The sequence below is a fragment of the Nonomuraea sp. CA-143628 genome (assembly GCF_050942315.1).
Taxonomy (GTDB): domain Bacteria; phylum Actinomycetota; class Actinomycetes; order Streptosporangiales; family Streptosporangiaceae; genus Nonomuraea.
This window is the reverse complement of sequence record NZ_CP192072.1, coordinates 8,235,266-8,261,988: the sequence shown is the minus strand read 5'-3', so window position 1 is coordinate 8,261,988 and position 26,723 is coordinate 8,235,266. Positions and strand designations below refer to the sequence as shown.

Sequence of the window (26,723 nt, the reverse complement as noted above, 5' to 3'; positions counted from 1 at the left end):
GCGATCACTGCCACTTCAGTGAGCTTCGCGTCGTCCAGTAGGTTTGGGGGTCCTCGGTCAGCGTGGCCAGACGCTCGTCCAGCTCCGTATCCCAGCCGACTCCGATCGCGGTCAGGTTGCTGTAGAACTGGTTCACCGAGGCGGCCCCGCTGAGCACCACGCCGGTCCACGGTTGGGCCAGGACGGCGGCCAAGGCCAGGGCGTCCGGCGTGACGCCGCGTTCCCCGGCGGCGCTGGCGAGCGCGGCAGGGGCGGCGTGGGAGGTCAGGCGGCCGTTCGCCACGCCCTCCTTGACGATCACGCCCAGGCCGGACCGGTGCGCGCGGGCCAAGGCGGGGCCGGCGGATCGCTCCAGCAGGTTCCAGGTGGCCTGGACCGTGTCGAACAGGCCGATCTCGACCGCCCGGTCGATGGTGTCCGCCTGGTGCGGGCCGGTCGTGGACAGACCGACCGAGACGCCCCCGGCGCGCAACTCGCGCAGTTCGGCCAAGATGTCCTTGTCGTCGAGCACGCCGCTTTCGACGGTGGCCGAGTGGATCTGATAGAGCGAAAGGTGCTCGCCCAGTAGCGCTCGGGTCTGGTTCAGCTGGTGGCGCAGCCGGTCGGCGGACAGTTCCTTCACCTCGTGCCGGTCGGCGTCCATCCGCCAGTCGCCGACGTAGGCGTATCCCCATTTCGACCCCACGGTCACGGCCCCGGCCGCGATGGCGCGCTCACGTAGCCAGCCGCCGAGGAACTCCTCGGCTCTGCCGTAGGAGCGGGCCACGTCGAAGTACCGTACGCCGGCCGCCAGCGCCGCATCCAGCACCGCCCAGGTCCGCGCCCGCATCGCGGCGACGCTGCGATCATCGCCGAGATCCTCCTCCCGGCCGAGCGTGATGTAGGCCGGCCGGCCCAGCGCGGCCAGGCCGATCCCCACCGGAGTGACCGGCAACCCGGTTCGGCCCATCGGCCGTACAGCCAGCTCATCGCGCATCGCGGCGCCTCTGCTTCCTCAGTCGATACCGTCCGTCCACCCCATGCTTACCGGATCTCGCGCCGTGATCGGGATCGCCTCGGTGTGGCATGGGCCGTAGGGTGAGGCGCCTCCTGGGCTGTGGGTGTCAGTTCGCTGGTCGTAACTTCTCAAGGTCACGACAGCGTGCCGTCGATGTCGTGGCCCCCTCGCCCGGCATGCCGTGGTCTCGAGCTTTACGCGACTTCCATCCTAGGTACGTCGCTCCTAGGAAATCGGCGGCCTTCTTCACCCCGGGTGACGTGGGCAGACTCGGATCTGTCAGCGGCGCAACCCCGCCGCAACCCACGGAGAGAAGGCCCCATGAACGCCGACACGACCCTCGACCAGTTGCTCCGCCAGGACACCGATCGCGACCGGCGCGTTCTGCTGACCGGCGCCACGATCGTCACCATGGATCCCGGTCTCGGCGTTCTGCCCAAGGGCGATCTGCTCATCCAGGGCAGCGTCATCGTCGCCGTCGCCCCTGACCTGCGCACCGCCGGCGCTGCAGCGGGCGCGGTCGTCATCGACGCCACGGGCGCCATCCTGGCCCCGGGCTTCGTCGACACCCACCGGCATGCTTGGGAGGCGCAGCTGCGCCGCGTCATGCCCGACGTGAACGACCTCGGCGAGTACGTCATGTCCACCCTGTCCGGCATCGCTCCCGCCTATCAGCCGCAGGACATGTACATCGGGACGAAGCTCGCCGCCCTGACCGCCATCGACAACGGCATCACCACGATGCTCGACTTCTCCCACAACTCTCGCACCGCCGCCCACTCCGACAGCGCCATCGAGGCGCTGATCGACACCGGCATCCGAGGCGTGCACGCCTCCATGCGGCCGCACTTCGGCGACTGGGACGGCCAGTGGCCGGCTGACCTGACCCGGCTGCAGGACAAGTACTTCGGCTCCGGCGACCAGTTGCTCACTCTGCGCCTGGCCGCCCTGGCCACCGATGAGATCGCCGGCCCCGATCTCGCCTATGGGCCCACGCTCGCCCGCGTCGCACGCGAGCTCGGCATCGGCGTCAGCGTTGACGCCGTCTTCGGCATCCCCTCTTCCCAGGCCATTCTGCGCTGGTCCGCCGATGGGCTGCTCGGCCCGGACGTGACGCTCATTCACAGCACCGGCTTGACCGCCGACGCCTGGCGGGCCATGGGTGACTCGGACACCACGGTGTCGCTCGCCCCCACCTCGGAGGCGCAGATCGGCCTGGAGACGGCGGTCCCGGCCATCGACGAGGCGCTCGCGGCCGGTATCCGCCCCGGTCTCAGCATCGACGTCGAAGTGGCGCTGGCCAGCGACATGTTCACGCAGATGCGTGCCTTGCACGCGATCCAGCGGATGCGCGCTGTCAATGCCGCCTACGGCACCACCGCCGCCCCCGTTCGGATCGGCGTGGCCGACGTCCTGGACTTCGCGACCCTGCAGGGCGCCAGGACCGTCGGCCTCGGCGATGTCACCGGCTCGCTCACCCCCGGCAAGCAGGCCGATTTCCTCATCGTCGGAGCCGAGGACCTCAACAACATGCCGCTCAACGACCCGATCGGCACGCTCGTTCTCGGCTCAGACCCGCGCAACATCCAGGCCGTCTTCATCGCGGGCGAAGTACGCAAGTGGGGCGGCGCCGTCCTCGGCGTCGATCTGGCCGAGCTGCGCCAGGACGTGCGCGAGTCCCGCGACCGCGTCCTGCGCGCCGCCGGCCACTGAACGCCCTTTCCGCCGAATCGTGCAGGCCGCGACCGAGCGCGGCTGACGTCTCGCATCAAGGACGCGATGGCCGGGTTCCAGGTCAGGTACGCCCTGGCCGGGGTCGCGCTTGAACATCACATGTCCGCAGAGCCGAGGTCGCGGAGGGTTACTTGGAGGGGTCCGTTGTATGGGGCCAGCGACACCACCGTTCGCGGCATCCGCAGCCGGTCGTCCTGAAGGTAGATCTTCCGTACCTGCTCGAAGTCTCCAGCCCCGGCGGTCGCTTCAGCCCGCGAGCCGCAGTGCCTCCTCGGCGACCGCGTGGCGCAGGCCGCGGATGCCGTCACGACCGCGTACGGGGTGTACGGCGTTCGTCAACAGCACCACGGTCAGCCCGCGCACCGGATCGACCACCAGTGAGGTGCCGGTGAACCCGGAATGGCCGAAGGCCGCCCCCAGTGGTCCCACGATGGCCGGGTCGCTGATCCGCACGCCGAGGCCGTGCCGGAACGCCGCGCCCTCCGCTCCCTGGTCGCGGACCATCTCGGCCACGGTCTCCGGGCGCAGCAGCGCGCCACCGCCCAGCCGCAGCGTCTCGCCGAACGTCAGCAGGTCGTCGGCCGTCGCGAACACGCCCGCGTGCCCCGCCACGCCGCCCAGGCCGTACGCGGTCTCGTCGTGCACCTCGCCACGCACACAACCGGGTCCCCGGCGCTCGGGCTTCCACTCGGTGGCGGCGACGCGCGGGAGCGTCGCCGGGCCCGGCCGGTAGCCGGTGTCGGTCAGGCCGAGCACGCCGGTGACCCGTTCGCCGACCAGTACGTCCAGGGGCGCGCCGCCCGCCAGTTCGGCGACGCGGCCCACCATGACCATGCCCACGTCGCTGTAGAGGTACGGCCCGCCGACCGGACCGGTGACCGGGGTGCCGGCCATCGCCGCCATGCGCGCGGCCGGATCGGCGTCGGGCAGTTCGCGGTCGATGCGGCGCGTGGCCTGCAGACCGGCCGTGTGCGTGAGCAGGCGCCGCAGGGTGACCCGGGGGTCGGCGCCCGGCAGCCAGGCCGCCACCGGCTCGTCGAGGCCCAGGCAGCCCTCCTCGGCCAGCGACAGCACCACGGCCGTGGTGAACAGCTTGCTGATAGAGGCCAGATCGAAGACCGAGTCGCGGGCCGCCGCCGGCCGCTCGGCCGTCAGGGTGCCCTTCAGGTCGGTATAGCGGACGAGCTCCCCGGCGACGGCCGAGGCCGCCACCGAGCCGTCCACGGAGATCACCGCCACCGCCGCCGAGCACACGCGCGGCACGCCGTCCGCCAGGATCGCGTCCAGCCGATCGGACATCGTTCAGCCTCCCCGTAAGTCCGCCGGCTCGTGGGTTCACCGCGCCCACGAGCCGCCCGGCCGCTCAGCCGCTCACCGCGCCCACGACCCGCTCAGCTGCTCAGCGCGTCGCTCAGCCGCTCGCCGTGCGATTCCAGCAGGGTGCGGGCCCCGTCGGCGTCGAGCCCGTGCTGGATCATCAGCACCGCTATCTTCGCCTGTCCGCCCGCCGCGTCCAGCGCCTTGCCCGCCGTGTCGTGGTCGGCGCCGGTGATGTCACGCACCATGCGGAGCGCCCGGTCCGCCAGCTTGCTGTTCATCGCCGACATCTCGATCATCTTGTTGCCGTACGTACGGCCGAGCCGGACCATGGAGATGGTGGAGATCATGTTGAGCACCAGCTTCTGAGCCGTGCCCGCCTTGAGCCGGGTGGAGCCGGTCACCACCTCGGGACCCACCACCACCTCGATCGCGTGCTCGGCGGCGGCCGACAGGGGCGCGCCGTCGTTGCACGAAAGGCTGACGGTCAGCGCGGCCCGCCGGGTCGCCTCCGCCAGCGCGCCGAGCACGAAAGGCGCCCGCCCGCTGGCCGACACGCCCACCACCGAGTCGAGCGGGCCCACCTCCAGCTCCGCGAGTGAGGCGGCGCCAGCTTCGGCGTCGTCCTCAGCACCCTCGACGGAGCGGGTGAGCGCGTCCGGACCGCCCGCGATGATGCCCTGGACGAGCGACGGATCGGTGCCGAACGTCGGCGGGCACTCGGAGGCGTCGAGCACGGCCAGTCGCCCCGACGTACCGGCGCCGACGTACAGCAGCCGCCCGCCCTCCGCCATGCGCGCGGCGATCGCGTCGATGGCGGCGGAGATGACCGGGATCGCGACGGCGACCGCGGCGGGCACGGCGGCGTCGGCCTGGTTCATCAGCCGGGCGACCTGCTCTGTCGGCAGCCGGTCGATCTGGCTGTAGCGGGGATCGCTCTGTTCGGTGGGCAGCTCGGGGAGCGGATCAATCATGACGCTAATTTCCACCCTCTACTTCTCTCTTGTAAATATCTTTCAGACAATGGGTTCATGACGTACGTACGCACTGGCGCTGAACGGCTGGCCACGGATCCCACCCTGGCGGGCGGCGACCGGCTCGGCCTGATCACCAACCCCACAGGAGTCCTGCCTGATCTGACCCCCACGACGGACGCCCTGAGCGCGGCCGGAGTGCCGCTGACGGCGTTGTTCGGTCCGGAGCACGGCATGCGGGGCACCGCTCAGGCGAACGGCAGTGAGTCCGACACGATCGACCCCAGAACCGGCCTGCCCGTCTTCAACACGCACAAGGTCTCCGGCGCGGCACTGGACGAGGTGGTGGCCGGCTCCGGGGTCGATACGCTGGTGTTCGACATCGCCGACGTCGGCACGCGCTTCTACACCTACATCTGGACCATGTACGACCTGATGGCCGCGGCGAGCCGGCTGGGCCTGCGGTTCGTGGTGCTGGACCGGCCCAACCCGCTCGGCGGGACCCTTGAGGAGGGACCGCTGCTCGACCCGGAGTTCGCCAGCTTCGTCGGCAGGTTCCCGCTGCCGGTACGCCACGGCAGGACTGCCGGGGAACTGGCCACGCTGTTCGGCTTCGACCTGGACCTGCGCGTGGTCACCATGGACGGGTGGCGGCGCGGCATGAGCTTCGCCGAGACCGGGCTGCCCTGGGTGATGCCGTCGGTCAACATGCCGACCGTCGAGACCGCGTACGCCTACCCGGCCACCGGGCTGTTCGAGGGCACGAACTTCTCCGAGGGACGCGGCACCACCCGGCCGTTCGAGCTGGTCGGCGCCCCGTACGTCGACGACCGGTTCGCGCCCGCGCTCAACGCGCTCGGCCTGCCGGGGGTGCGGTTCAGGGAGACCTGGTTCACGCCGACGTTCCACAAGCACGCGGGCACGACCGTGCACGGAGTCCAGCTGCACGTGCACGACCGGGAGGTGTACCGGCCGGTGCTGACCGGCCTGTCGATGCTGCATGTGGCCCGCACGCTCTACCCGGGCGAGCTGGCCTGGTGGGGGCCCGAGCTGTTCATGGACCACCTGTGGGGCTCCGACACGCTCACGAGGTGCCTGGACGCCGGGGAGGACCCGCGCACCCTCTGCCCCGACCCGGTCCACCCTGAGGGACGACTCCTCTACGGAGGCCGCGTTTAGCGGCGCACCGAAGGTTGCGGAATCCGTACCGGCGTGCGACATCACGCCAGATCGCGTCGATAGAGCCAGAAGACGCGTTCGGCCCGCGCGCCCACGGCGCGCGAGTAGAACCGCAGCGGCCCGACCCAGCCGATCTGCGCGCTGGACAGTCCGGCGGCGCGCATCTCGGCCAGGCAGCGGCGCAGCAGCACGCCGCCCACGCCGAGCCCGCGCGCCTCGGGCGCCGTCCCCATCGGCCCGAACCACGCGGGCCGCGCCCCCCAGGCGGCGAACCCCAGGATCCGCCCGTCGCGCTCGGCGTAGTGCAGCCCGGCGGCGTTGGCGGCCTCCCAGGCCCAGTTCTCGTTCCAGTGCTCACGCACAAAGGCGGCGACCCGCTCGCGGTCCGCCGCGTGCCCCCGCTCCGCCGAGGCCGCGTGCACGCTCACTCCGGCCTCGGCCAGCCGTACCAGTTCCTCTTCGACGGACAGGTCCGCGCCGAGGTCGGCGGTCATGTTCCAGGCCACGTGATAACGCTCGTAGCCGAGGCTCTCCGCCAGGCACGCGGTGGCGGTGTAGCGCACGTCGATGCCCGGCCAGGCGTAGCAGGGCGGATTCCCGGCGAAGCGCGCCTGCCTCGCCCCCTCCGACCGCAGCCACTCCTCGGCCGCGCCGACCAGGGCCCGGCCGTGCCCCCGCCCCCGCGCGTCAGGGTGTACGGCCAGCAGATCGAGGTGCCCGACGGCCGGATCCTTGGCGGACACCGAGGCCATGACGACCCCGCCGTCCATCACCAGGGCGGTCCAGCGCCGACCGGCGGGGGGCCGCGCCAGCCGCTCGACCAGGGCCGCCCCTTCACCGCCGTCCAGCGTCAGCGCCGCCCGCGCCACCTCCGCGGCGGCCGCGAGGTCGGTGGCGTCGCCCTGCCGGGTCACCGGGGTCACACCTCGCTCATCGGGCGCGCGATGACGCTGCGCCGCCGCGGGTAGTAGCAGGCGTGCTCCTGAGGTACGCCCTCCGTCACCTGGAGCAGCGGCCGCTCGCTCGTGCACCCGTCACCCCGGAACGGGCACCGGGGCGCGAACAGGCACCCGCCGTCGGACTGGTCGGCGGCGAGCGGCTCCAGCGGCACCACCGGCTCCTCACCGGGCCGCTCCAGCCCGTGCAGGACGGGGATGGCCGACAGCAGCGACTGCGTGTACGGATGCACCGGGTCGGCGATGATCGTGTCCACCGGCCCGCGCTCCACGACCTGGCCGCGGTAGATCACGTACAGCTCGCCGTCGCCGCCGATGTAGCGCGCGGTGGCCACGTCGTGCGTGATGAACAGCACGCTGACGCCCAGCCGCTCGCGCAGGTCCTTCAGCAGCGCCAGGATGCCGAGCCGCAGCGACACGTCGATCATCGAGACCGCCTCGTCGGCGACGAGCATCTCGGGGTCGACGGTCAGCGCGCGGGCGATCACGACGCGCTGCCGCATGCCGCCCGAGAGCTGGTGCGGGTAGCGCGACAGGACCGTTCCGGGGTCGAGGCCGACCAGCGACAGCACCTCGGCGGCCCGCTCGTCGATCCACCCCTTGGGCCGGCCGGTCTGCCCGGCCCGCAGCGCCAGCGGCGCCTGGAGGGTCTGGTAGATCGTCCGGGTGGGGTTCAGCGCCGAGTAGGGGTCCTGGTGGATCATCTGGATCTTGCGGAAGTGCGGCTGCCGCTGCTTGACCTTCAGCGGCGACATGGGCGTCCCGTCGATCGCGATCTCGCCCGCGTCGTAGCTCTCCAGCCCGGCGATGATGCGCCCGAGCGTGGTCTTGCCGCAGCCCGACTCGCCGATGAACGACGCGGACCCGCCCTTGGCGATCGCGAAGTCCACGCCGCGCAGCGCCGGGACCTCCCGTTTGCCGAGCATGTTGCCGCGCTGCTTGAACGTCTTGGTGATGCCCGTCCCGGTAATCACGAAGCGTGCTCCTTCACCGTCACCGCGTGGCAGGCCACGAACCTCGCCCCGTCCGCCACCACCGAGGGATCGACGGTGTCGCACACGTCCATCCGCAGCGAGCAGCGCTCCCTGAACACGCAGCCCTCCTTGGGCACCGTCACCAGCGTCGGCGGCCGCCCCGGCAGAGCGCGGGCCTCGTCGATGTCGCCGACCAGCCGGGGGATCGCCTTGATCAGGCCCCTGGTGTAGGGATGGCGGGGCGCGCCCAGGACTTCCCTGGTGGGCCCCTGCTCCACCAGGCGTCCGCCGTACATGACCGCGAGCCGGTCGGCCACCTCGGCCACCACGCCGATGTCGTGCGTGATCACCAGGGTGGTCAGGCCGCGCTCGGCGTGCACCTCACGGACGATCTTCAGGATGTTCGCCTGGGTGATCATGTCCAGCGCGGTCGTCGGCTCGTCCAGCACCACCAGGTGCGCGTTGAGCACCAGCGCCAGCATGATGCCGACCCGCTGCCGCATGCCGCCGGACAACTCGTGCTGGTGCGAGTCCAGCACCCTGGCCCCGTCGAGGCCCATCCGGCCCAGCAACTCCCTGGCCTCGCGGACCAGGCCGGGCAGGTCCTCGACGCCGTGCGAGCGGCCCAGGTCGAGGAGCTGCTTGCCGACCGTCTTGAGCGGGTTGAGGGAGTTCTGGGCGGCCTGGAAGACGTACCCGATGTGGGCGCCCCTGGCCTTGCGCAGCTCCTCGCCCGCGAGCCCGACCACGTCGCCGAGCCCGTCGATCTCCACACTGCCCGCCGCGATCCTGCCCGGCGGCTGCACCGCGTTGAGCAGGGACAGGGCCAGCGTGGACTTGCCGGATCCCGACTCGCCGACGATGCCGGTGATCGTGCCGGGCTCCAGGGTCAGGCTGATGCCGCGTACGGCGGGCAACTCGCCCGCCGGCGTCTTGTAGACGACCGTGAGGCCGTCGATGCGCACTCCCGGCGCTTGGTCCGCCACCGCTACTCCTCACGCAGCCGGGGGTTGAAGATCTCGTCCATGGCGTCGACCACGAGCACGATGCCAAGGGTGAGCAGCAGGATCGCCAGCAGCGGCCCCAGCAGGTAACCGAGCGCGTTCGGCGTGATCATGGCGCCCGCCTGGAACACGGCCAGGTTGAGCATCACGCCCCAGTTGTTCGCCTCGTACGGCAGAACGCCCAGGAAGAACAGGCCTACCTGCGCGTAGACGGCGCCGGTGACCGCGATGAGCATGTTCATCGCGATGTACGGGGCCATGCTGGGCAGCAGTTCCTTGCCGATGATGTGTCTCGTGGACAGGCCCAGCCCGCGCGCGGCCTCGATGAAGCCGCGTTCGCGCAGGGACAGCGTCTGGGCGCGGACGGCCCGCGCCACCCCGCCCCACCCGAGCAGGCCGAGCACCAGGCCCATCTGGATCGGGCTGCCGAACTTCCAGACCATCGCCAGGACCAGCAGCAGTGGCAGGCCGGGGATGGTGAGCTTCATGTCGGTGATCCGCATGAGCACGCTGTCCCAGCGGCCCCGCTTGAACCCGGAGAACAGGCCGAGCGTCGTACCGAAGACCACCGTGATGACCGCGGTCACCGCGGCGCTGAGCAGGACGTAGCGGGAGCCGGTGATGACCAGCGCGAGCACGTCCCTGCCCTGGGGATCGGTGCCGAACCAGTGCGCCCAGCTCGGCGCCTGGGTGATGGCGTTGGAGTCGTCCGGCAGCTGGGCCGGATAGAACATCGGCCCGAAGGCGCCCATGAACGCGAAGCCGGCGACGATGATCACACCGGCCAGCCGGCTGGGCTTGCGCTTCATCACCCGCCAGACGCCGAGCCAGAAGTTACGGCGCATGGTCGCGGCGGCGGAGGCCGTCTCAGGGATCAGCACGGTGCTCATGTCGAGTCCTCTCCGCTGCGTACCCGTGGGTCGATCACCGTGTAGAACAGGTCGGCCACGATGTTCGCCACGATGACGGAGGCGGTGATCAGCAGGAACGCCCCGCCCATCAGCGCGTAGTCGCGGGTGTTGATGCTGTCGATGAGCAGCCACCCGAGTCCCGGATAGTTGAAGATCTTCTCGATGAAGACCGCGCCGCCGAGGAGCAGCCCCAGAGACAGGGCCAGGATCGTGAACAGCGGCAGGATCGCGTTACGCGCGATGTAGCGGAAGATGATCGAGCGCTTCATGCCGCGCAGCTCGGCCGCCAGGATGAAGTCGTCGCCGAGCACGGTGACCACGCTCGACTTCATCGCCAGCACCCAGCCGCCGTAGGCCGACAGCGCGTAGGTGGCGATCGGCAGCACCGCGTGCTCGGCCAGCGAGCCGATGTAGCCGGCGTTGAAGCCCGGCTCGAACATGATGTCCACCGGCCCGTCGGCGGGCAGGATGGGGATGAGCGTGGCGAAGATGACCACGAGCAGCATCGCCAGCACATACTGCGGGATGCCGTGCAGCAGCGAGCCGGAGATGGCCAGGGCGTCGCCCAGCTTGCTCTTGCGCTTGATGGCCGCGTAGACGCCGAGGATGACGCCGACGAGGAAGCTGAGCAGCGTGCCCCCCAGCACCGGCAGGATGGTCCACTTGGTCGCCTCGCCGAGCACACTGAGCACGGGCTGGCCCGGGCGGCTGACCGAGGTGCCGAGGTCGAGGTGGAGCAGCCCGCCGATGTAGTCGGTGTACTGCTGCCACAGCGAGCCCGTCGGCTGGAACCCGTACAACACCTTGACGGCCTGCGTGGCCGCCTCAGGAGACATGCCGCTCTGGAGCAGCTTGTCGTACTGGGCCGCCATGGGGTCGCCCGGGATGTTGTTGATGATGAAGAAGCTGATCGTGGCGACAACGATGATCATGACGAAACCGCGGGCCAGGTGGCCCGCGAGTCGTCGTGCGATAAGCGTCATAAGTTACTGCTTCGACTTGACCATACCGAGCTGGATCCACACACCGGAGGCGAGAACGCCGGTGCCGAGACGAAGGATCTCGTCATCGTGGGGCCAGCCGGTGAATCGGCTGTTGTTGACGAACTGGTTGTTGACGTAGTCCCAGAGCTGGATGACCGGCAGGTCCTGGTTGGCCGCCGTCGCCAGCTGCGCCATGATCGGCTTGGCCGCCTCCTCGTTGGCCGAGTTCAGCTTGCCGGTCAGCTCACCCGGGTCGATCTTGGTGCCGTTGACGTCGATCTGCTCGGGGCCGCCCATCCAGTTGCCGTTCTTGCCCGCCGGGGAGTGCTCGATCTTGCCCGCGACGTTGGTCCAGCCGTTGGAGGCACCGTAGAGGCGCTGGAAGATGTCGTACGGCGCCGGGCCGAGCGCCATGAGCCAGAAGCCCACGTCATACTTGCCGGCCGCCAGCTCCTCAAGGTAGACGGGGTAGTCGGGGCTGGTCTGGATCTCCGCGTCGATGCCGGCCTTGATCAGCTGGCTCTTGATGTTCTCCTGCGCCGACAGCCAGTCGGAGAAGCCGGCCGGCGCGTGCATGGACACCTTCCACGGCTTGCCGTCGGCCAGTGTCCACTTGCCGTCCTTCTTCGTCAGCCCGGCCGACTTGAACTCCGCCTCGGCCTTGGCCACGTCGGGCTTGTACGGGTCGAGCTTCGGAAGCGTGTCGGGGATCCAGGCCTGCGCGGCCTTCTGGTGGATGCCGCTGGTGGTGACGGCCGGCGTGCCGCCCTCGGGCGAGGCGACCTTGGTGACCTGGTCGCGGTCGATGAGGTAGGCCAGGCCCCTGCGCACGTGCACGTTGTCATAGGGCTTCTTGGACTGGTTGAAGGCCATGCTCACGGCGACCGGCGAGTAGCCCTTGATGACCTCGTTGCCCGGGCCCTGCTTGATCCGGTTCATCACGTCCGTGGGAGCGGCGACGAACCCGGACTGGTCGAGCTTGCCGGCGGTGAGGTAGTTCCAGATCTGCTCGTTGCCGGTGTAGTTGAGGAACTTCACCTGCGCCGGGGCCACGTTGGCGGCGTTGTAGAAGTTCTTGTTCTTGACCAGCAGGGCTTCTCCGGGGTTGACCCGCTCCAGCACGAACGGGCCGGCGGAGACGTCCTTGGGCGGGGCGAAGGCGATCACCTTCTGGCCGATGGCGGTGATCTCCGTGCGAGCCGCCTCCGCCGCCGCGCCGTCACCCCGGGCGGCCTTGAGCTTGTCCCAGAAGTCCGCGGGAAGAACGCTGCTCCACACGTGGGCGGGCAGGACGGCCGTGTCGAGCACGCCGCGGGCGAACTTCGGACTGGGGTTCGCCATGTCCTGCGTGATCTTCAAGGTCTGCGGGTCGACGACCGTGATCTCCGCGGCGGTGCCCGCCGCGCCCGGGGTGACCGAGAAGGCGGTGCTGCCCTGCGTGTAGGCGATGCCGATGGACATCTTGACGTCCTCGGCGGTGACCGGCTTGCCGTCGGACCACTTGGCGTTCGGCTGGAGCTTCAGCGTGATCGCGGAGTTGTCCGGCGCGATCTCCCAGCTCGCCGCGATGCCGGGCAGAGCCTGGTTCGGGTCCGTCAGGTGGTTCTTGACCCACGCGATGCGCATCGCGTTGAAGCCCGAGAAGGAGTTGCCCTTGGGGTTGTACGGGTTGGCCGGCGCCGAGGCGTCGAGGCCGGGCCGGTTGACGTCGATCGTGGTGAAGAGCCCGCCACCACCGCCCGAGCTGGACTTGTTGGTGGAGCCACTGCTGCACGCTGTGGCAGTGGCCAGGCCCAGCAACGCTACTACCGCTGCTAGTCGCTTCATGTACCGCTCCGGGGAGTGTCGGACCTGTTGAGGATCGCGTGGGATTAGCCGGACCCTACGGTCACGCACAGGTCACGTCAATAATCTCCAGGTGTTGTGAGGCTAATGTAACTTTCCTTCATGCCCCATGTCGATGGCGCTCGGCGCCATTAGCCCAGCATAAGCACCGCAGCCCCGTTGACCTGCCCATCTGCCAGATCGCGGAGCGCGGAAGCGGCCGTGCCGAAGGGATAGGGCGTCGTCATCACGTGCGGCGGACGCCCGAATGACAGGTCGAGATAGGCCCGTCCGTCGGCCCGGGTGTTGGCGGTCACGCTCCGTAGCGTCCGTTCCTGGAAAAGGTGGCGCTCGTAGTTCAGCGTGGGGATGTCGGTGAGGTGGATTCCGGCCACGGCGAGCGTGCCGCCCCGGTCGAGCGCCGCCAGCGCGACGGGCACCAGATCGCCTACGGGCGCGAACAGAATGGCCGAGTCCAGCGGCTCGGGCGGGCGGTCCCCGGCGGAGGCGGCGCCCAGCTCCAGGGCCAGCTGCCTGGCGGCGTTGGACCTGGTGACCACGTGGACGACGGCCCCATGGGCGATGGCCGCCTGCGCGGTCAGGTGGGCGGACGCGCCGAACCCGTAGACCCCGAGCCGGCCGCCTTCCGGCAGGTCGGCTCGGAGCAGCGCCCGATAGCCCACGATCCCGGCGCACAGCAGGGGGGCCAGCTTCTCGGCGGGCGCCCCTTCGGGCAGGGCGTAGACGTAGGCGGCGGGCACCGTCAGATACTCCGCGTAACCGCCGTCGGCATCCCACCCGGTGTAGGCCGACGAAAGGCAAAGATTTTCTTTACCGTCCAGGCAGTAGCGACAGGCCCCACAGGTCCACCGGAGCCACGCGACCCCCACCCGTTGCCCGACGTCCCCGTCCCCGCCGACCACGCGCCCGACGACCTGGTGGCCGGGCGAGATCGCGGGGTGGCGGGGCGGCAGGTCCCCTTCGACCAGGTGCAGGTCGGTCCGGCACACCCCGCAGGACTCGACCTGGACCAGCACCTCTCCGACGCCCGGCTCCGGCATGGGCTTGTCCACCATGACCAGCAGCCGGTCCGGATCCGGAATCCATGCCTTCATCGGGCCCCCTTCAGCTCAGGACGCCAGCCGGGACAGCGCCAGGGAGGCGTACAGGGCGGCGCCGTCCGGCAGCACCGAGTCGTCGAACCGCGCCTCGGGGGAGTGGTTGTACGGCGCCGTGGCCGGGTCGCGGTCGGGCGGGCACGCCCCCAGGAAGACGAATGCCCCGGGGACGGCCTGCAGCACGTACGAGAAGTCCTCCGACCCCATCACCGGCTGCGGCGAGACGAAGTAGCGCCCCGGCCCGAACAGTTCCTCGGCGGTCCTGGAGACGAAGTCCGCCTCGGTGGGATCGTTCACGGTGACCGGGTAGCCCATGCCGAACGACGCCTCGACCGACAGCCCGTGCGCGGCCGCGACGCCCTCGACCACCTCCACCAGCCGCCGCTTGACCAGCTCCCGGTTGCCCGGTGAGAACGTGCGCACCGTCGCCTCGAAGCGCGCCTCGTCCGGGATCACGTTGTCGGCCGTGCCCCCGTGGAAGGACCCGACCGTGACCACGACCGGGTCGAACACGTCGAAGGTCCTGGTCACCATCGCCTGCAGCGACGTCACCATCTCGCAGCCCGCCTGGATGGGGTCGAGCGCGCGGTGCGGGCTGGAGCCGTGCCCGCCGCGTCCCTTCACCGTCACCTCGAACACGTCGGCCGCGGCCATGAGCGGCCCGGGCCGGGAGGCGAACAGGCCCGGGGGCAGCATGGAGGAGACGACGTGCATCCCGTACGCGGCGACCGGCCGCGCACCGGCCGCGTCCAGCACACCCTCCTCGATCATGTGTTTGGCGCCCTCGTGACCCTCCTCGCCCGGCTGGAACATGAAGATGACGTCCCCGGCCAGCTCCGCCCGCCGCGCGCTCAGCAGATGCGCGGCGCCGGTGAGCATGGCGGTGTGCAGGTCGTGGCCGCACGCGTGCATCTGCCCGTCGATCTGCGACCGGTAGGGCAGATCATTGCGCTCGGTGACCGGCAGCGCGTCCATGTCGCCGCGCAGCAGCACCGCCGGACCCGGCCGGCCGCCCCTGAGTACGGCGGTGATCGAGCTGAGCGCCTTCCCGGTGGTGATCTCCAGGGGCAGCCCGTCGAGCGCCGTCAGGACTTTCTCCTGGGTACGCGGCAGCGCGAGGCCGATCTCAGGGGTGGTGTGCAGTGACTGACGCAGCCGGACGAGCTCGTCCCGCAGGTCCCGCGCGGATTCAGTGAACGACATGAACAACATTCTTCATGTGCTGGTCGGGAAGTCGATAAGGGACACTCTGTACGATGGGCCGCGTGACTCAGCGTAAGCGGATCAACTCCTGGCTTTCCGACATGGACGGCGTTCTCGTACACGAGGGTCGGCCCGTCCCGGGTGCGGATGTGTTCATCAAGCGGCTCAGCGAGTCCGGCAAGAAATTCCGGGTGCTGACGAACAATTCCATCTACACCCAGCGGGACCTGTCGGTTCGCCTGGCGAACTCCGGTCTGGAGGTGCCCGCCGAGTCGATCTGGACCTCGGCGCTGGCCACCGCCCAGTTCCTCGACGACCAGCGGCCGGGCGGCTCCGCCTACGTGATCGGCGAGGCCGGGCTGACCACGGCGCTGCACGAGATCGGCTACGTGCTGACCGACCTCGACCCCGACTACGTGGTGCTCGGCGAGACGCGTACCTACAGCTTCACGCAGATCACCCGGGCGATCCGCCTCATCGAGGGCGGCGCCCGCTTCATCGCCACGAACCCGGACCCGGTTGGCCCGTCCACCGAGGGCTCGCTGCCCGCCTGCGGCGCGGTCGCCGCCATGATCACCAAGGCCACCGACGTCGAGCCCTACTTCGTCGGCAAGCCCAACCCGCGGATGATGCGCAGCGCGCTCAACGAGATCGAGGCGCACAGCGAGACCACCGCGATGATCGGCGACCGGATGGACACCGACATCGTGTGCGGGATGGAGGCCGGTCTCTACACGATCCTGGTGCTCACCGGCGTCACCCAGCGCGAGCAGATCGACCGCTTCCCGTTCCGGCCGTCGCTGGTCGTCGACTCGGTGGCGGATCTCATCGACCTGATCTGAACCTGACACAGGTTGGCAGGTAAGCCTGGCAAGGTGCCCCGTATGACGCACATCTACCTGGAGGTCGGCCCCAAGAAGGTCTTCGCCTGCTCGCTGGAGTGGCCCGGCTGGTGCCGGGTGGCCAAGGGTGAGGAGGCGGCCATCGACCTGCTCGTGGACTACGCGCCGCGCTATCGGGTGATCGCCGAGCGGGCCGGGCTGCCGTTCGAGCCGGGCGATCCCGTGGTGGTCGCCCGCGAGCCGGGCAGCGAGATGACCGACTTCGGCGCGCCGTTCGCGGTCCCCGAGCTCGATCAGGAGCCGGTCGACGCCGAGACCGCGGGCCGCCGGGTGACGCTGCTGCGCGCCGCCTGGGAGCTGTTCGACGAGGTCGCCGCCGAGTCGCCGGAGGACCTGCGCAAGGGGCCGCGGGGTGGCGGGCGCGACCTGTCGAAGGTCGTGGCGCACGTCGCGGAGGCGGAGCGGGCCTACGCCCGGAAGGTGGGCGTACGGCACAAGCCCTACAAGAGCCCGGCGGACCGCGACGCCATGCGCGAGGAGCTGGCCGAGGTGCTGTCACGCCCCTGGCAGCCGCCGCAGACCACCGGCTGGCCGCCCGCCTACGCCGTACGGCGGACCGCCTGGCACGTCATCGACCATCTGTGGGAGATCGAGGACCGCCGATGAGGCGCGGCAGCGCGCTGATGTTGGCCGACAGGTAGGCGGCCACGGCCTCGGGGACGACGTGCCGGGAGGTGATCTCAGCCTCCCGCAGCGGCAGCCGTACGACCTCGTAGACCCCGCGCGACGGGTCCTCGAACTCGGGCCCGTGCCGCAGGGCCGGGTCCATGTCGATCAGGCGGCAGCCGAATACGTGCTGAGTCTTGACCTCGCCCTGCCACGGATAGGTGACCGTGGTCAGCGGGGTCACGCCCGAGACCGTCGCGCCCAGCTCCTCCAGCAGCTCCCGGTGCAGCGTGTGCTCCAGGGTCGCGTCCTGGGGCTCGACGTGGCCGCCGGGCACCGACCAGTAGACCTGGCGCCCCGGCACCGTCCGACGGAAGATCACTAATTGCTCGTCATGGTCAAGGAGGACACCACGGACACTCGGTCGCATACGACCACCCTATTTGGCCGGTATGACCTTCGGGTAGCCTAACTTACGGTACCGTAACCTACAGGGAGACGATCTTGAAGGCGATGACGCAGACGCAACTTCTGCACGAGCTGGAGCCCGTGGTCGCCGGGGAGCTCGACCGCCACCATGCGATGGCGAAAGAGTGGTTCCCGCACGAGTACATTCCGTGGAGCGAAGGCCGTGATTTCGACGGCGTCTACGGCGGCGAGGCCTGGCAGGACGGCGACTCGAAGCTGCCCGAGGCCGCCCGGGTCTCGCTCATCGTCAACCTCCTCACCGAGGACAACCTGCCCAGCTACCACCACGAGATCGCCACGACGTTCGGCCGTGACGGCGCGTGGGGCACCTGGGTGGGGCGCTGGACCGCCGAGGAGGGCCGGCACGGCGTCGCCATCCGCGACTACCTCACGGTGACGCGCGCGGTCGACCCGGTCGCGCTGGAGCGCGCCCGCATGACGCACATGGAGTCGGGCTTCGCCACCGAGTACGGCACCATGCTGGAGCAGCTCGCCTACGTCTCCTTCCAGGAGCTGGCCACCCGCATCGCGCACCGCAACACCGGCCGGGCCTCCGGCGACGAGGGCTGCGAGCGGCTGCTGGCCAGGATCGCCGCCGACGAGAACCTGCACATGCTCTTCTACCGCAACCTGCTCAAGGCCGCCTTCGAGCTGGACCCCAACCAGACCATGCGCGCCGTGACCGACGTCGTGAAGACCTTCCAGATGCCCGGCTCCAGCATCGAGGGCTTCACCCGCAAGGCGATGATCATCGCCAACGAGGGCATCTACGACCTGCGCCTGCACCTCGACGACGTGCTCATGCCGGTGCTGAAGCAGTGGTCGGTGTTCGACAAGACCGGCCTCGACGCGGGCGGGGAGCAGGCCCGGGAGGAGCTGGCCGCGTTCCTGGCCAAGACCGAGACGACGGCGGCCAGGTTCGTCGAGCGCCGGGCCGAACGCAAGGCTCGCGCCGCCCAGCGCTGACCGAGAGTCCGGGCCGTTCGCCCATCACCAGCCGTAGCCGAAGGGTTCGCGCGGCTGGTAAGGGGCCTCCAGGCGGGCGACCTCGTCAGGGGTGAGGACGAGGTCCACGGCGGCGAGCGCGTCGTCCAGGTGGCCGGGGCGCGTCGCCCCCACGATCGGCGCGGCGACAGTGCCCTTGCCGAGCAGCCAGGCCAGGGCCACCCGCGCGGGCGGCACGCCGCGCTCCCCGGCGACGGCCCGCAGCGCCGCCACGACGCCGTCGTTCTCGGGCGCGCGGTCCTCGTGGGCCGCCCTGGTGGTGGCCCGCCCTTCCCCGCCGGCCAGCAGGCCACGGGCGAGCGGACTGTACGGCAGCACGCCCAGCCCCTGGTCGGCGCAGTAGGGAAGCACCTCGCGCTCCTCCTCCCGGTAGGCGAGGTTGTAGCGGGTCTGCATCGCCACGAACCTGGTCAACCCCGCCGCCTTCGCCACATGCCGCGCCTTGGCCAGCTGCCAGCCGTACATGAGTGAAGCCCCGATGTAGCGGGCCTTGCCCGCCCTGACCACGTCGTCCAGCGCCCGCATGGTCTCCTCGACGGGCGTCTCGTCGTCCCAGCGGTGGATCTGGTAGAGATCCACGTGGTCGGTGCCGAGCCGCCGCAGTGACGCGTCGATCGAGTCCAGGATGTGCTTGCGCGACAACCCGCGATCGTTGACCCCTTTACCCATGGGGTAACCGACCTTGGTCGCCAGTACGTAGTCCTCGCGGCGGTCGAAGAGCCGGCGCAGCAGGCTGCCGGTGATCTCCTCGCTGACCCCGCCGGAGTACATGTCGGCGGTGTCGAAGAAGGTCACCCCGCCCTCCACCGCCCGGCGCACGATCGGCTCGGCGGCCTCCTCGGGCAGGAACCAGGGAGAGTCCGCCGGGTCGCCGTAGCTCATCATGCCCAGGCCGATCCGCGACACCTTCAGGCCCGACATTCCCACGCGTACGTATTCCATCGGCCCATCATCCGTTAAGCCCGTGCCCCCTCTTGACCCGGAGATGGTCTTGGACATCCGCGACATCGGGAAGGTTCCCGACTACGGGCCACACATCAACATCCTTGGGAGTGAAGGGTGAAAATCTTCGGGATCGCCGCGAGCCTCCACGCGGGATCGTTCATCACCAGGCTGCTGGAGGCAATGGAGGGTGAGCTGCCCCGGGGGGCGCGCCTGGAGTGCTGGCGGGGGCTCGGCACGGTCCCGCCTCACTCCCTCGGTCCCGTACCGGAGCAGGTCGGGGGCCTGTTGCGCACGCTGGACGAGTCCGACGCGGTGCTGATCACCGCGCCCGAGCACAGCCTGCTCCCGGCTGAGCTGGGCCACGCGCTGCGCTGGATGTCGAGCAGTGGACGCCTGGCGGGCAAGCACGTCGCCGTGATGAGCGCCAGTGTGCGCGCCTGCGGCGCCATGTGGGCGCAGGCCGAGCTGTTCAAGGAGCTCACCGGCGCGGGCGCGGTCGTGATGGGCACGGAGCTGGTGCTCTCGCCCACCTGCCCGCACTTCGACGACCAGGGCCGTCTGACGGCGCTCTACCTGCGCGACCAGGTGCGGGAAGTGGTCGGCCAGCTCTGCCCCGTACCGCACAGGACGCGGCCCGTGTTCACGCCCCGGCTCGTCCTGGCAGGCCCTTCGGCATAGTCCCGGCTCCGGTCCACGACGGCCGCCGCGATGCGGGCGACGCCGCTGATCGACGAGATCGAGGAGCTCTCCCGCCACGTCGGCGTCGTCCAACAGCAGGCGACGACCTTCGGCAGGTCCTTCCGTACAGACCCGAGCCAAGGCGGGTCAGGGGCTGCGGCGCAGGCGTTTCACGTCGGAGCGGAGCTTCTTGGTGGCGATGCGGCGCTCGACCGAGCCCCGGCTGGGCTTGGTGGCGCGGCGGCGCTTGGGCGGGGGTGCGATGGCCTCGCGGACGCGCTGGGCCAGGCGCTGCTCGGCGGCCTCGCGGTTGCGCAGCTGGGAGCGGTATTCAGAGGCGGCGATGGTGATCGTGGGGGAGCCGAGCCGGTCGAGGGCGCGGGCCTTGAGCTCCGGCGGCAGCGCCGTGGTTGCCGACACGTCGAAGACGAGCTCCACCCGGCTGTCCGTGGTGTTGACGCCCTGGCCGCCCGGGCCTGAAGAACGGGAGAAACGCCAGACGAGCTCGGCGTCGGGGATGACGACCGAGTCATTGACGACCAGCGGGCCGGGCATGGCGGGGTGCTCCTGTTCTTCGATGTGGAAGGTAACCGTATCCGAGCGACATATGCCCAAAGCAATGGGATTTTCAATCACAGACGGCGCTGCGACTATGGAATGAACGATCTGTGGGGGAGGCCGAATTCCGTGGTGCACGTGACGGCAGCGCAGGTGGCCCTGGTGCACGTGACGGCGACGCAGATAGCTCTGACAGTGCCCCTGGCCATCGCCTCCGCCACCGGCTTCCTCTTACTCCGCTGCCAGGGCAAGGGCCGGCCGTTCGGGCCCGGCGGTTGGTGGCTGGCGGTCGTCATCATCCTGCTGACCGGGCTGGTCTCCTCGGCCGTGGCGCTGGTAGGCGGTGAGCTGCTGAACAACTACCTGTCCACGGTGCTGGGCGCGGTCGCGCCCGGCGGCCTGTGGCTGAGCCAGGTGCGCTCCCGCGAGGACGACCGGCGCTCGCTGGCCAAGGAGGCGGCGACGTTCTGGCTGGTGTCGCTGCTGGCCAAGCTCGACCAGGCGATGGCCGAGGACCAGCGGGTCTGGTGCGAGAAGCGGGTCGATGACTCGTGGAGCGTCTACGAGCTGAGCCTGGCCGCCAACCGCTACCACGAGCGCATCGGCGAGCGGCTCTCGGTGGAGGAGCGCAGGAAGGAGCGGGTGCACGCCAGGCTCGACGCGATCGAGCGGCGGCTGGACGTGGCCGCGCTGGTCGAGGACGGGGCGTCGCGGTCCAAGGTGATCACCGCGCTGCGCGGCTCCCGGCACACGCGGCTGGCCAGGTATGAGCGCTATATCAATGATCTGACCCGGTTGCACGGCATCCTCCGGCATGACGCCGAGAACGACGTGCTGCGGCTGCTGGCCTCGGCCTATCGGAGCGGGTATCGGTCGCTGCCCAGGTTCGTACCGCCGGCGCGGTCGCGAATCGCCACGCCGCTCAGACCTCACCCATGAGCCGCGCCGCTCAGGCTGCTCAGGTTTCACCCATGAGAGCCGCGAGGCTCCTCGACGAGCAGGATGGACTCCTCCTCGGCCTCGCTCAGCGTGAACTCGATGCGGGCGCCGAGCGCCTTGACCACGGCGCCGAGAGTGCGGAGCGTGAGATTCTCGTCCCCCGACAGGATCTGGCTCACCCGGCCCGGCGACACGCCCATCGAGGCGGCCAGATCGGCCCGCGAGACCTTGTGTTCGCGCATATACCAAGTGATCTCGTCGACGGCGTCCTGGGCGAGACCGCCCGGGCTCACCTCGTCAGGCATGCTCCGGCGAAAGGCCATCTCGGTCTCGCTCTCAGCGGTCGGTTCCTGGTGACTCAACTTTAGCTCTACCTAAACCTTTAGGCAAGACTAAACCAGCAAACCATCTGCAAGTGAGGTGTGTCACCATCGCCTGGAATCACGGGGAAACAGGGAGGGCGCTGTGGCGGGCATCGTCGGCGTGCATGGGATCGGCAAGTACAACTACTACGTGGCGGCGGGCAACTCCGCGACCGGGGCGGCGGAGGCGATGCGCCTCAAGTGGGACCGCTACCTTCAGGCGGCGCTCGGGGGAGAGGGCCGGGCGTACTTCAGCGAGGTGGCCTACTTCTCCCATCTGCTGCACGACGGCCGGCCCAAGGAGGGCCCGCAGGCGTTCGCGGCCATGCAGGGCTCCGCCCACCAGGTGCTCGTCGACTGGGCCAGGAACATGGGCCTGGGGGAGCGCTTCACCGGAGCGCTCAAGTTGTTCACCGGGTGGCTGCTGGCCCGGCTCGACAGCAGGTCGGCGGCGTTCGCGTCGCTGTTCGCGCCGGAGGTGGCGGCCTACCTGACCGACCCGGCCCGGCGCGAGAGGTGCCAGGAGGCGGTCCGTGACACGATCAGGAAGCACAGCCCCCGGGTGGTGATCGCCCATTCGCTGGGCAGCGTCGTGGCCTACGAGACGCTCTGGGCCAACCCCGACCTCGAGGTCGACCTGCTGATCACCCTCGGCAGCCCGCTGGGCATGCGCAACGTGGTCTTCGAGCGCCTCCTGCCCGCCCCGATCAACGGACTCGGCAGCCGGCCCGCCGGCGTCAAGCGCTGGGTGAACATCGCCGACAAAGACGACATCGCGGCCATCCCACCCGATCTGTGCGGCAGTTTCACCGGCGTGGACGTCGAGGAACTCGTCAATCTCGACTGGATCGACTTCCACACCGCCGAGAAATACCTGGGTTGCCCGGCGCTCGACCCGCATCTGCGACCATTCCTGCCATGACGTGGATTGTCTTCGACTACGGCAACGTGCTGTCCCTGCCCCAGTCCGAGTCCGACGCCGACGAGATGGCCCAGGCGGTGAACGCCGATCCCGAGGCGTTCAAGCGGGGCTACTGGGAGCACCGCCTGGAGTTCGACCGGGCGGCGTTGTCCCCGGCCGCCTACTGGTCGGCGGTCCTCGGCCGGCCGGCCTCCATCGCCGAGATCGCCCGGCTGGTCGCGATGGACGTGGCCAGCTGGGCCTACCCGGACGAGGGGACGGTCGCCATCCTGAACGATCTCCTGGACGACGGCGGCAACGTGGCCCTGCTGTCCAACGCGCCCGCCTGCCTGGCCGACGGCCTGGACGGGCTGCCCTGGATCGCGAACATCAAGCACCGCTTCTACAGCGGCAGGATGGGCCTGGTGAAGCCGGACCGGGAGATCTTCGACCGGATGGCGGCCGATCTCGACGCCGACCCGGCCGAGATCGTGTTCATCGACGACCGGGCGGAGAACGTGGCCGGGGCCGAGCGTGCGGGCATGACAGGCGTCCGCTTCACCTCCGCCGAGGCGCTGCGGGAGGCGCTCAAGACGTGAGGTGCTCAAGGCGTGAGGCGCGTTAATCGAGCGGCGGATTACGTCTTATGTGATTTATGGTGTTTCAAATGGAAAGCGCGTTTAATGTCGATCTGCGCGGCGTGGTCGACCTGCTCAGCCGCCATCTGTACTCGAGCCCCCGCGTGTACGTACGTGAGCTCCTCCAGAACGCGGCCGACGCGATCACCGCACGCCGGGCGGCCGACCCGGAGGCGCCCGCCACGGTGACCATCGAGGTGGCCGATGGGCGGCTCAGTGTGCACGACACCGGCATCGGCCTCACCGAGGACGAGGTCCACGTGCTCCTGGCCACCATCGGCCGCTCCTCCAAGCGCGACGAGCTGGGTTTCGCCCGGCACGAGTTCCTCGGCCAGTTCGGCATCGGCCTGCTGTCCGGCTTCCTGGTGGCCGACGAGATCAGCGTGCGGACCAGGTCGGCGACGGGCGGCCCGACGGTGCTCTGGACCGGACGCTCCGACGGCCGCTACGAGGTGGCGCCGGCGGGGGAGGAGCGGGACGAGCCGGGCACCACGGTCACCCTCGCGGCGCGGCCGGACGCCGCCGAGTGGGTGACGGAGCGGACGATCACCGAACTGGCGGAGCTGTACGGCTCGCTCCTGCCGATCGATGTCACCGTGAACGGCCGCCGCACCACCGTCGGTGCCCCGCCCTGGCAGACAAAGCACGCCTCTCCCGCGATGAGACGGAATTTCCTGCAAAAGCATGGCGCGGAGCTGTTCGGCTTCACGCCGCTCGACGTCGTCGACCTCCACGTCCCCGAAGCCGGGCTCACCGGCGTGGCCTACATCCTGCCCACTCCGGCGAACCCGGCCGTCCGCGGCGGCCACCGCGTCTACCTCAAGCGCATGCTCCTCACCGAGAGCGCCGACGGCCTGCTGCCCGAGTGGGCGTTCTTCGCCCGCTGCGTCGTCGACGCGGCCGAACTGCGGCCCACCGCCAGCCGCGAGGCGCTCTACGAGGACGACCTCCTCGAACACACCCGCCTGGAGCTCGGCCGCCAGCTGCGCGCCTGGCTGGTCCGGCTGGCCGAGACCGACCCCGACGGCCTGCGTGCCTTCCTGGGCCTGCACCACCTGGGCGTCAAGGCTCTGGCCCTGCACGACGACGAGATGCTCAGGCTGGTCGATCAATGGCTGGAGTATGAGACCAGCGCCGGGCGGATGACACTCGCCCAGTTCAGGACGAGGCACCCGAACGGCCGCTACACCACCAGCGTCGACGAGTTCCGCCAGCTCGCGGCCGTTTCCGGCGCGCAGGGCGTCGGCCTGGTCAACGGCGGCTACGTCTACGACGGCGAGATCCTGCCGCGCCTCACCCGCGTCGACCCGGACGCCCGGCTGGCCCGCCTCGACCCCAGTGAGCTGGTCACCCACCTGGGCCCGGCGGACCCCGAGGCGGAACTACGCGCCCGCCCCTTCCTCGGCGCCGCAGGGCGGGTGCTCGACCCGCTCGGCTGCGAGGTGGTGCTGCGCGACTTCGACCCGGCCTCGCTGCCCGCCCTCTACCTGACCAGCCGCGCGGCCCAGCACCACGCGGAGCTGCGCGAGGCCCGCGACCTGGGGGACGAGCTCTGGGCCGACGTGCTCGGCGCGATGGAGCGCACGCTGGCGGTGGACCGGCCCAGGCTGGTGCTCAATCACCGCAACCCGCTGGTCCGCCGCGTCACCGGGCTGCCGGACCTGACGCTGGCCGCCACCGCGGTCGAGGCGCTGTACGGCATGGCGCTGCTCCACGGGCACCACCCGCTGCGGCCCGCCGACACCGCGGCGCTCAACCGCTCGTTCCTCGGCCTGCTCGACTGGGCCGTGCAGGGGGGCACGCATGACTGACCAGGTCGAGACGCTGCTGGCGGAGGCGGCGCGCCTGCCGTACGGGGAGGCCAGGACCGTGCTGGCCGAGCGGGCGCTGCGTGAGGCCGAGGCGCTGCGCGAGCCGGAGCCGGCCATCGCGGCGCGGCTCGCGCTCACCCAGGCGTACCAGTACGGCGGTGAGCCCGCGAAGTCGTTCGCCACCTTCTCCCGGACCGTGGCCGCCTACGACGCCGAGCCCGGCCGGTTCACCGAGTGGCAGGCGCGCAGGGTGCTCTGGCAGTTCAAGTGGATCATGAACGACATGCGCAGGTTCCCGGAGATCCCGCTGCGGCGGGCGCTCGACGCGCTGGACGACATGGAGCGGCGCTACCGCGAGGCCGGGGCGCCCCAGGCCGTGTACGCGCAGCGCTGCCGCGTCGCGCTCCACCTCGGCGACGAGCCGGGCGTCGAGGAGTGGCTGCACCGCTGGGAGACCGCGCCGCGCGACGACCTGTCCGACTGCCGCGCCTGCGACCTCGGCGGCCGGGCGTACGTGCTGGCGTCGCTGGGCCGGTACGAGGAGGCCGTGGCCGTCGGCGGGCCGGTCGTCTCGGGCACGTTCACCTGCGGAGTGCAGCCGCAGAGCATCCTGTGCACCCTGCTCACGCCGTACCTCAAGACCGGGCATCTGGACGAGGCCGCGGAGGCGCACCGGCGGGCGTACCGGATCGTGCAGGGACAGATCGGATATCTGGACGACATCGGCGACCACCTGGAATTCTGCGCGCTGACCGGGAACGAGACGCGCGGGCTGGAGATCCTGGAGCGGGAGCTGCCGCTGCTGGAGCGGCCGCCGTCGCCGGCGCAGGCCCGCTCGTTCATGACGGGCGCCGCGCTGGTGCTGCGCCGCCTGATGGAGACGGGCCACGACGGGCTCACCGTACGGCGGGCCGGCCGTGACGTGCCCGTGCCGGAGCTGCACGCGGAGCTGGCGGCCGGGGCGCGGGAGATCGCCGCCCGCTTCGACGTCCGAAACGGCGACGACGTCCACACGCGTCGCGTGGCGGCCACCCTGGCGGCCGAGCCGCTGGTCGCCCACCTCCCTCTCCTCCCGAATGTCCGCCGCGGCGAGCCGGACGGACGGATCGACCCGGCGGACACCGACAGCCGTACGGCGATCCGCGCGCTGTTCGAGATGGGCGAACACGACGCCGGACAGGCCGCCCTGCGCGAGGCGGGCGACCCGGCCGCGGCCATGGAGGCGGCCAAGGAGCTGGCCGACCTCGATCTGGACGTGGAGGCGGTACAGGCGTACGCGGTGGCGGCCGACCTCTACCGGAACGCCGGCGAGCTCCTCGCCGCAGGCTGCGCCATGAGGCTGCGCGCGAAGTGCGTCTACTTCGCCAGCGACGACCTCGCCGAGATCAGCGAGGCGTACGCCCAAGCCAGAGCCGCCCTGACCGCGGCGTCGGAGGCGGGGGAGCCGGGCACGGGGCAGCCGGACACGGGGCAATGGCGGGAGGCGGTCTGGGAGCTGGCCGGGCTCGGCTACGACGAGGCCGTCGCCCTCGAGTGGGCCAAGCGCTACGAGGCCGCGGCCGAACGCTGCCAGGAAGCCCTCGACGCCTATCTGGCCCTCGACGATCAGATCGGCGCCGTGCGGGCCCGCGAGCTTCTGGAAGGACTGCGAGAAGAGACGGAGCAGGAGGACTGACGCTGTTCATCCAGCCTTGACTCCACTGTCACAACCCTGTCAGTCGAGGTGGACATACCTG

26 protein-coding genes are annotated in these 26,723 nt (G+C 70.3%); 11 read left to right on the top strand and 15 right to left on the bottom strand.

Annotation, left to right across the window (positions count from 1 at the left end):
- Positions 1-4: 4 nt before the first annotated feature.
- Positions 5-976, bottom strand: a complete 972-nt coding sequence (locus ACQP2T_RS37630) for an aldo/keto reductase (RefSeq protein ID WP_433509651.1) — start codon at positions 974-976, stop codon at positions 5-7.
- A 342-nt stretch (positions 977-1,318) separates the two neighbouring features.
- Between ACQP2T_RS37630 and ACQP2T_RS37625 the strand changes: the two genes are divergently transcribed.
- Positions 1,319-2,710, top strand: coding sequence for an amidohydrolase family protein (locus ACQP2T_RS37625; protein ID WP_433509650.1), 1,392 nt, complete (start codon positions 1,319-1,321; stop codon positions 2,708-2,710).
- Between the two features lie 267 nt (positions 2,711-2,977).
- On the opposite strand, the gene ACQP2T_RS37620 is transcribed toward ACQP2T_RS37625, so the two are convergent.
- Together ACQP2T_RS37620 and murQ are read right to left on the bottom strand one after the other, a co-directional pair.
- Positions 2,978-4,030, bottom strand: a complete 1,053-nt coding sequence (locus ACQP2T_RS37620; RefSeq protein WP_433509649.1) for a serine hydrolase domain-containing protein — start codon at positions 4,028-4,030, stop codon at positions 2,978-2,980.
- Between the two features lie 92 nt (positions 4,031-4,122).
- Positions 4,123-5,022 carry an N-acetylmuramic acid 6-phosphate etherase gene (murQ, locus tag ACQP2T_RS37615; RefSeq protein WP_433509648.1) on the bottom strand — a complete coding sequence of 300 codons (900 nt, stop codon included), beginning with the start codon at positions 5,020-5,022 and terminating at the stop codon, positions 4,123-4,125.
- A gap of 57 nt (positions 5,023-5,079) precedes the next feature.
- Between murQ and ACQP2T_RS37610 the strand changes: the two genes are divergently transcribed.
- On the top strand, positions 5,080-6,201 hold the full coding sequence (locus ACQP2T_RS37610) for an exo-beta-N-acetylmuramidase NamZ family protein (protein ID WP_433509647.1): 1,122 nt from the start codon (positions 5,080-5,082) through the stop codon (positions 6,199-6,201).
- A gap of 41 nt (positions 6,202-6,242) precedes the next feature.
- On the opposite strand, the gene ACQP2T_RS37605 is transcribed toward ACQP2T_RS37610, so the two are convergent.
- From ACQP2T_RS37605 to ACQP2T_RS37570, 8 genes are all read right to left on the bottom strand, one after another.
- A complete protein-coding gene (locus ACQP2T_RS37605) occupies positions 6,243-7,124 on the bottom strand; it encodes a GNAT family N-acetyltransferase (protein ID WP_433509646.1) in 882 nt (293 codons plus the stop codon).
- Positions 7,121-8,131: an ABC transporter ATP-binding protein gene (locus tag ACQP2T_RS37600; RefSeq protein WP_433509645.1), complete on the bottom strand. Its 1,011-nt coding sequence runs from the start codon at positions 8,129-8,131 to the stop codon at positions 7,121-7,123. Before ACQP2T_RS37600 ends, ACQP2T_RS37605 begins: the two co-directional genes overlap by 4 nt.
- Positions 8,128-9,117 (bottom strand): ABC transporter ATP-binding protein, encoded by a 990-nt coding sequence (locus tag ACQP2T_RS37595; protein ID WP_433509644.1) that lies wholly within the window; start codon positions 9,115-9,117, stop codon positions 8,128-8,130. Before ACQP2T_RS37595 ends, ACQP2T_RS37600 begins: the two co-directional genes overlap by 4 nt.
- Positions 9,118-9,119: 2 nt before the next feature.
- Positions 9,120-10,025 (bottom strand): ABC transporter permease, encoded by a 906-nt coding sequence (locus ACQP2T_RS37590; RefSeq protein ID WP_433509643.1) that lies wholly within the window; start codon positions 10,023-10,025, stop codon positions 9,120-9,122.
- Complete coding sequence (locus ACQP2T_RS37585; RefSeq protein WP_433509642.1) at positions 10,022-11,029, bottom strand: ABC transporter permease; 1,008 nt, start codon at positions 11,027-11,029, stop codon at positions 10,022-10,024. The genes ACQP2T_RS37590 and ACQP2T_RS37585 overlap by 4 nt, the downstream gene beginning before the upstream one ends.
- A gap of 3 nt (positions 11,030-11,032) precedes the next feature.
- Positions 11,033-12,856, bottom strand: a complete 1,824-nt coding sequence (locus tag ACQP2T_RS37580) for an ABC transporter substrate-binding protein (RefSeq protein WP_433509641.1) — start codon at positions 12,854-12,856, stop codon at positions 11,033-11,035.
- 149 nt (positions 12,857-13,005) lie between these two features.
- Complete coding sequence (locus ACQP2T_RS37575) at positions 13,006-13,968, bottom strand: zinc-binding alcohol dehydrogenase family protein (protein WP_433509640.1); 963 nt, start codon at positions 13,966-13,968, stop codon at positions 13,006-13,008.
- 15 nt (positions 13,969-13,983) lie between these two features.
- Positions 13,984-15,174: a M20 metallopeptidase family protein gene (locus ACQP2T_RS37570; RefSeq protein WP_433509639.1), complete on the bottom strand. Its 1,191-nt coding sequence runs from the start codon at positions 15,172-15,174 to the stop codon at positions 13,984-13,986.
- Positions 15,175-15,227: 53 nt separating this feature from the next.
- Here ACQP2T_RS37570 and ACQP2T_RS37565 point away from each other — a divergent pair, with 53 nt between their 5' ends.
- Both ACQP2T_RS37565 and ACQP2T_RS37560 read left to right on the top strand, forming a co-directional pair.
- A complete protein-coding gene (locus tag ACQP2T_RS37565) occupies positions 15,228-16,016 on the top strand; it encodes an HAD-IIA family hydrolase (RefSeq protein WP_433509638.1) in 789 nt (262 codons plus the stop codon).
- Between the two features lie 42 nt (positions 16,017-16,058).
- On the top strand, positions 16,059-16,682 hold the full coding sequence (locus ACQP2T_RS37560; protein ID WP_433509637.1) for a hypothetical protein: 624 nt from the start codon (positions 16,059-16,061) through the stop codon (positions 16,680-16,682).
- Here ACQP2T_RS37560 and ACQP2T_RS37555 read toward each other — a convergent pair.
- On the bottom strand, positions 16,645-17,064 hold the full coding sequence (locus ACQP2T_RS37555) for an NUDIX domain-containing protein (protein ID WP_433509636.1): 420 nt from the start codon (positions 17,062-17,064) through the stop codon (positions 16,645-16,647). The genes ACQP2T_RS37560 and ACQP2T_RS37555 overlap by 38 nt on opposite strands.
- Positions 17,065-17,195: 131 nt before the next feature.
- Here ACQP2T_RS37555 and ACQP2T_RS37550 point away from each other — a divergent pair, with 131 nt between their 5' ends.
- Positions 17,196-18,116, top strand: coding sequence for an acyl-ACP desaturase (locus ACQP2T_RS37550; protein ID WP_433519880.1), 921 nt, complete (start codon positions 17,196-17,198; stop codon positions 18,114-18,116).
- A 24-nt stretch (positions 18,117-18,140) separates the two neighbouring features.
- On the opposite strand, the gene ACQP2T_RS37545 is transcribed toward ACQP2T_RS37550, so the two are convergent.
- Positions 18,141-19,097 (bottom strand): aldo/keto reductase, encoded by a 957-nt coding sequence (locus tag ACQP2T_RS37545; RefSeq protein ID WP_433509635.1) that lies wholly within the window; start codon positions 19,095-19,097, stop codon positions 18,141-18,143.
- A 117-nt stretch (positions 19,098-19,214) separates the two neighbouring features.
- Between ACQP2T_RS37545 and ACQP2T_RS37540 the strand changes: the two genes are divergently transcribed.
- On the top strand, positions 19,215-19,778 hold the full coding sequence (locus ACQP2T_RS37540; protein WP_433509634.1) for an NADPH-dependent FMN reductase: 564 nt from the start codon (positions 19,215-19,217) through the stop codon (positions 19,776-19,778).
- A gap of 147 nt (positions 19,779-19,925) precedes the next feature.
- On the opposite strand, the gene arfB is transcribed toward ACQP2T_RS37540, so the two are convergent.
- Complete coding sequence (arfB, locus tag ACQP2T_RS37535) at positions 19,926-20,333, bottom strand: alternative ribosome rescue aminoacyl-tRNA hydrolase ArfB (RefSeq protein ID WP_433509633.1); 408 nt, start codon at positions 20,331-20,333, stop codon at positions 19,926-19,928.
- Positions 20,334-20,474: 141 nt separating this feature from the next.
- On the opposite strand from arfB, the gene ACQP2T_RS37530 reads away from it, so the two are divergent.
- Entirely contained in the window at positions 20,475-21,275 is an 801-nt protein-coding gene (locus tag ACQP2T_RS37530) for a hypothetical protein (protein WP_433509632.1), read from the top strand.
- Positions 21,276-21,301: 26 nt separating this feature from the next.
- Here ACQP2T_RS37530 and ACQP2T_RS37525 read toward each other — a convergent pair whose 3' ends face one another.
- Positions 21,302-21,580, bottom strand: coding sequence for a helix-turn-helix domain-containing protein (locus ACQP2T_RS37525; RefSeq protein ID WP_433509631.1), 279 nt, complete (start codon positions 21,578-21,580; stop codon positions 21,302-21,304).
- A gap of 160 nt (positions 21,581-21,740) precedes the next feature.
- On the opposite strand from ACQP2T_RS37525, the gene ACQP2T_RS37520 reads away from it, so the two are divergent.
- The 4 genes from ACQP2T_RS37520 (at position 21,741) to ACQP2T_RS37505 (ending at position 26,662) form a co-directional block, all read left to right on the top strand.
- Positions 21,741-22,559 (top strand): hypothetical protein, encoded by an 819-nt coding sequence (locus tag ACQP2T_RS37520; protein WP_433509630.1) that lies wholly within the window; start codon positions 21,741-21,743, stop codon positions 22,557-22,559.
- On the top strand, positions 22,556-23,137 hold the full coding sequence (locus ACQP2T_RS37515; protein WP_433509629.1) for an HAD family hydrolase: 582 nt from the start codon (positions 22,556-22,558) through the stop codon (positions 23,135-23,137). Before ACQP2T_RS37520 ends, ACQP2T_RS37515 begins: the two co-directional genes overlap by 4 nt.
- Positions 23,138-23,205: 68 nt before the next feature.
- The gene (locus tag ACQP2T_RS37510; protein ID WP_433509628.1) at positions 23,206-24,987 is read left to right on the top strand and encodes an HSP90 family protein; all 1,782 of its coding nucleotides are present in this window, start codon (positions 23,206-23,208) and stop codon (positions 24,985-24,987) included.
- Positions 24,980-26,662 (top strand): hypothetical protein, encoded by a 1,683-nt coding sequence (locus tag ACQP2T_RS37505; RefSeq protein ID WP_433509627.1) that lies wholly within the window; start codon positions 24,980-24,982, stop codon positions 26,660-26,662. The genes ACQP2T_RS37510 and ACQP2T_RS37505 overlap by 8 nt, the downstream gene beginning before the upstream one ends.
- Positions 26,663-26,723: the final 61 nt, after the last annotated feature.

Coding starts and splice junctions, on each gene's coding strand:
- ACQP2T_RS37625 (WP_433509650.1), top strand. CDS start 1,319: ATGAACGCCGACACGACCCTCGACCAGTTGCTCCGCCAGGACACCGAT.
- ACQP2T_RS37620 (WP_433509649.1), bottom strand. CDS start 4,030: ATGTCCGATCGGCTGGACGCGATCCTGGCGGACGGCGTGCCGCGCGTG.
- ACQP2T_RS37560 (WP_433509637.1), top strand. CDS start 16,059: ATGACGCACATCTACCTGGAGGTCGGCCCCAAGAAGGTCTTCGCCTGC.
- ACQP2T_RS37570 (WP_433509639.1), bottom strand. CDS start 15,174: ATGTCGTTCACTGAATCCGCGCGGGACCTGCGGGACGAGCTCGTCCGG.
- ACQP2T_RS37510 (WP_433509628.1), top strand. CDS start 23,206: ATGGAAAGCGCGTTTAATGTCGATCTGCGCGGCGTGGTCGACCTGCTC.
- ACQP2T_RS37630 (WP_433509651.1), bottom strand. CDS start 976: ATGCGCGATGAGCTGGCTGTACGGCCGATGGGCCGAACCGGGTTGCCG.
- ACQP2T_RS37550 (WP_433519880.1), top strand. CDS start 17,196: ATGACGCAGACGCAACTTCTGCACGAGCTGGAGCCCGTGGTCGCCGGG.
- ACQP2T_RS37515 (WP_433509629.1), top strand. CDS start 22,556: ATGACGTGGATTGTCTTCGACTACGGCAACGTGCTGTCCCTGCCCCAG.
- ACQP2T_RS37545 (WP_433509635.1), bottom strand. CDS start 19,097: ATGGAATACGTACGCGTGGGAATGTCGGGCCTGAAGGTGTCGCGGATC.
- murQ (WP_433509648.1), bottom strand. CDS start 5,022: ATGATTGATCCGCTCCCCGAGCTGCCCACCGAACAGAGCGATCCCCGC.
- ACQP2T_RS37610 (WP_433509647.1), top strand. CDS start 5,080: ATGACGTACGTACGCACTGGCGCTGAACGGCTGGCCACGGATCCCACC.
- arfB (WP_433509633.1), bottom strand. CDS start 20,333: ATGCCCGGCCCGCTGGTCGTCAATGACTCGGTCGTCATCCCCGACGCC.
- ACQP2T_RS37565 (WP_433509638.1), top strand. CDS start 15,228: ATGGGCCGCGTGACTCAGCGTAAGCGGATCAACTCCTGGCTTTCCGAC.
- ACQP2T_RS37585 (WP_433509642.1), bottom strand. CDS start 11,029: ATGACGCTTATCGCACGACGACTCGCGGGCCACCTGGCCCGCGGTTTC.
- ACQP2T_RS37505 (WP_433509627.1), top strand. CDS start 24,980: ATGACTGACCAGGTCGAGACGCTGCTGGCGGAGGCGGCGCGCCTGCCG.
- ACQP2T_RS37575 (WP_433509640.1), bottom strand. CDS start 13,968: ATGAAGGCATGGATTCCGGATCCGGACCGGCTGCTGGTCATGGTGGAC.
- ACQP2T_RS37580 (WP_433509641.1), bottom strand. CDS start 12,856: ATGAAGCGACTAGCAGCGGTAGTAGCGTTGCTGGGCCTGGCCACTGCC.
- ACQP2T_RS37525 (WP_433509631.1), bottom strand. CDS start 21,580: ATGCCTGACGAGGTGAGCCCGGGCGGTCTCGCCCAGGACGCCGTCGAC.
- ACQP2T_RS37590 (WP_433509643.1), bottom strand. CDS start 10,025: ATGAGCACCGTGCTGATCCCTGAGACGGCCTCCGCCGCCGCGACCATG.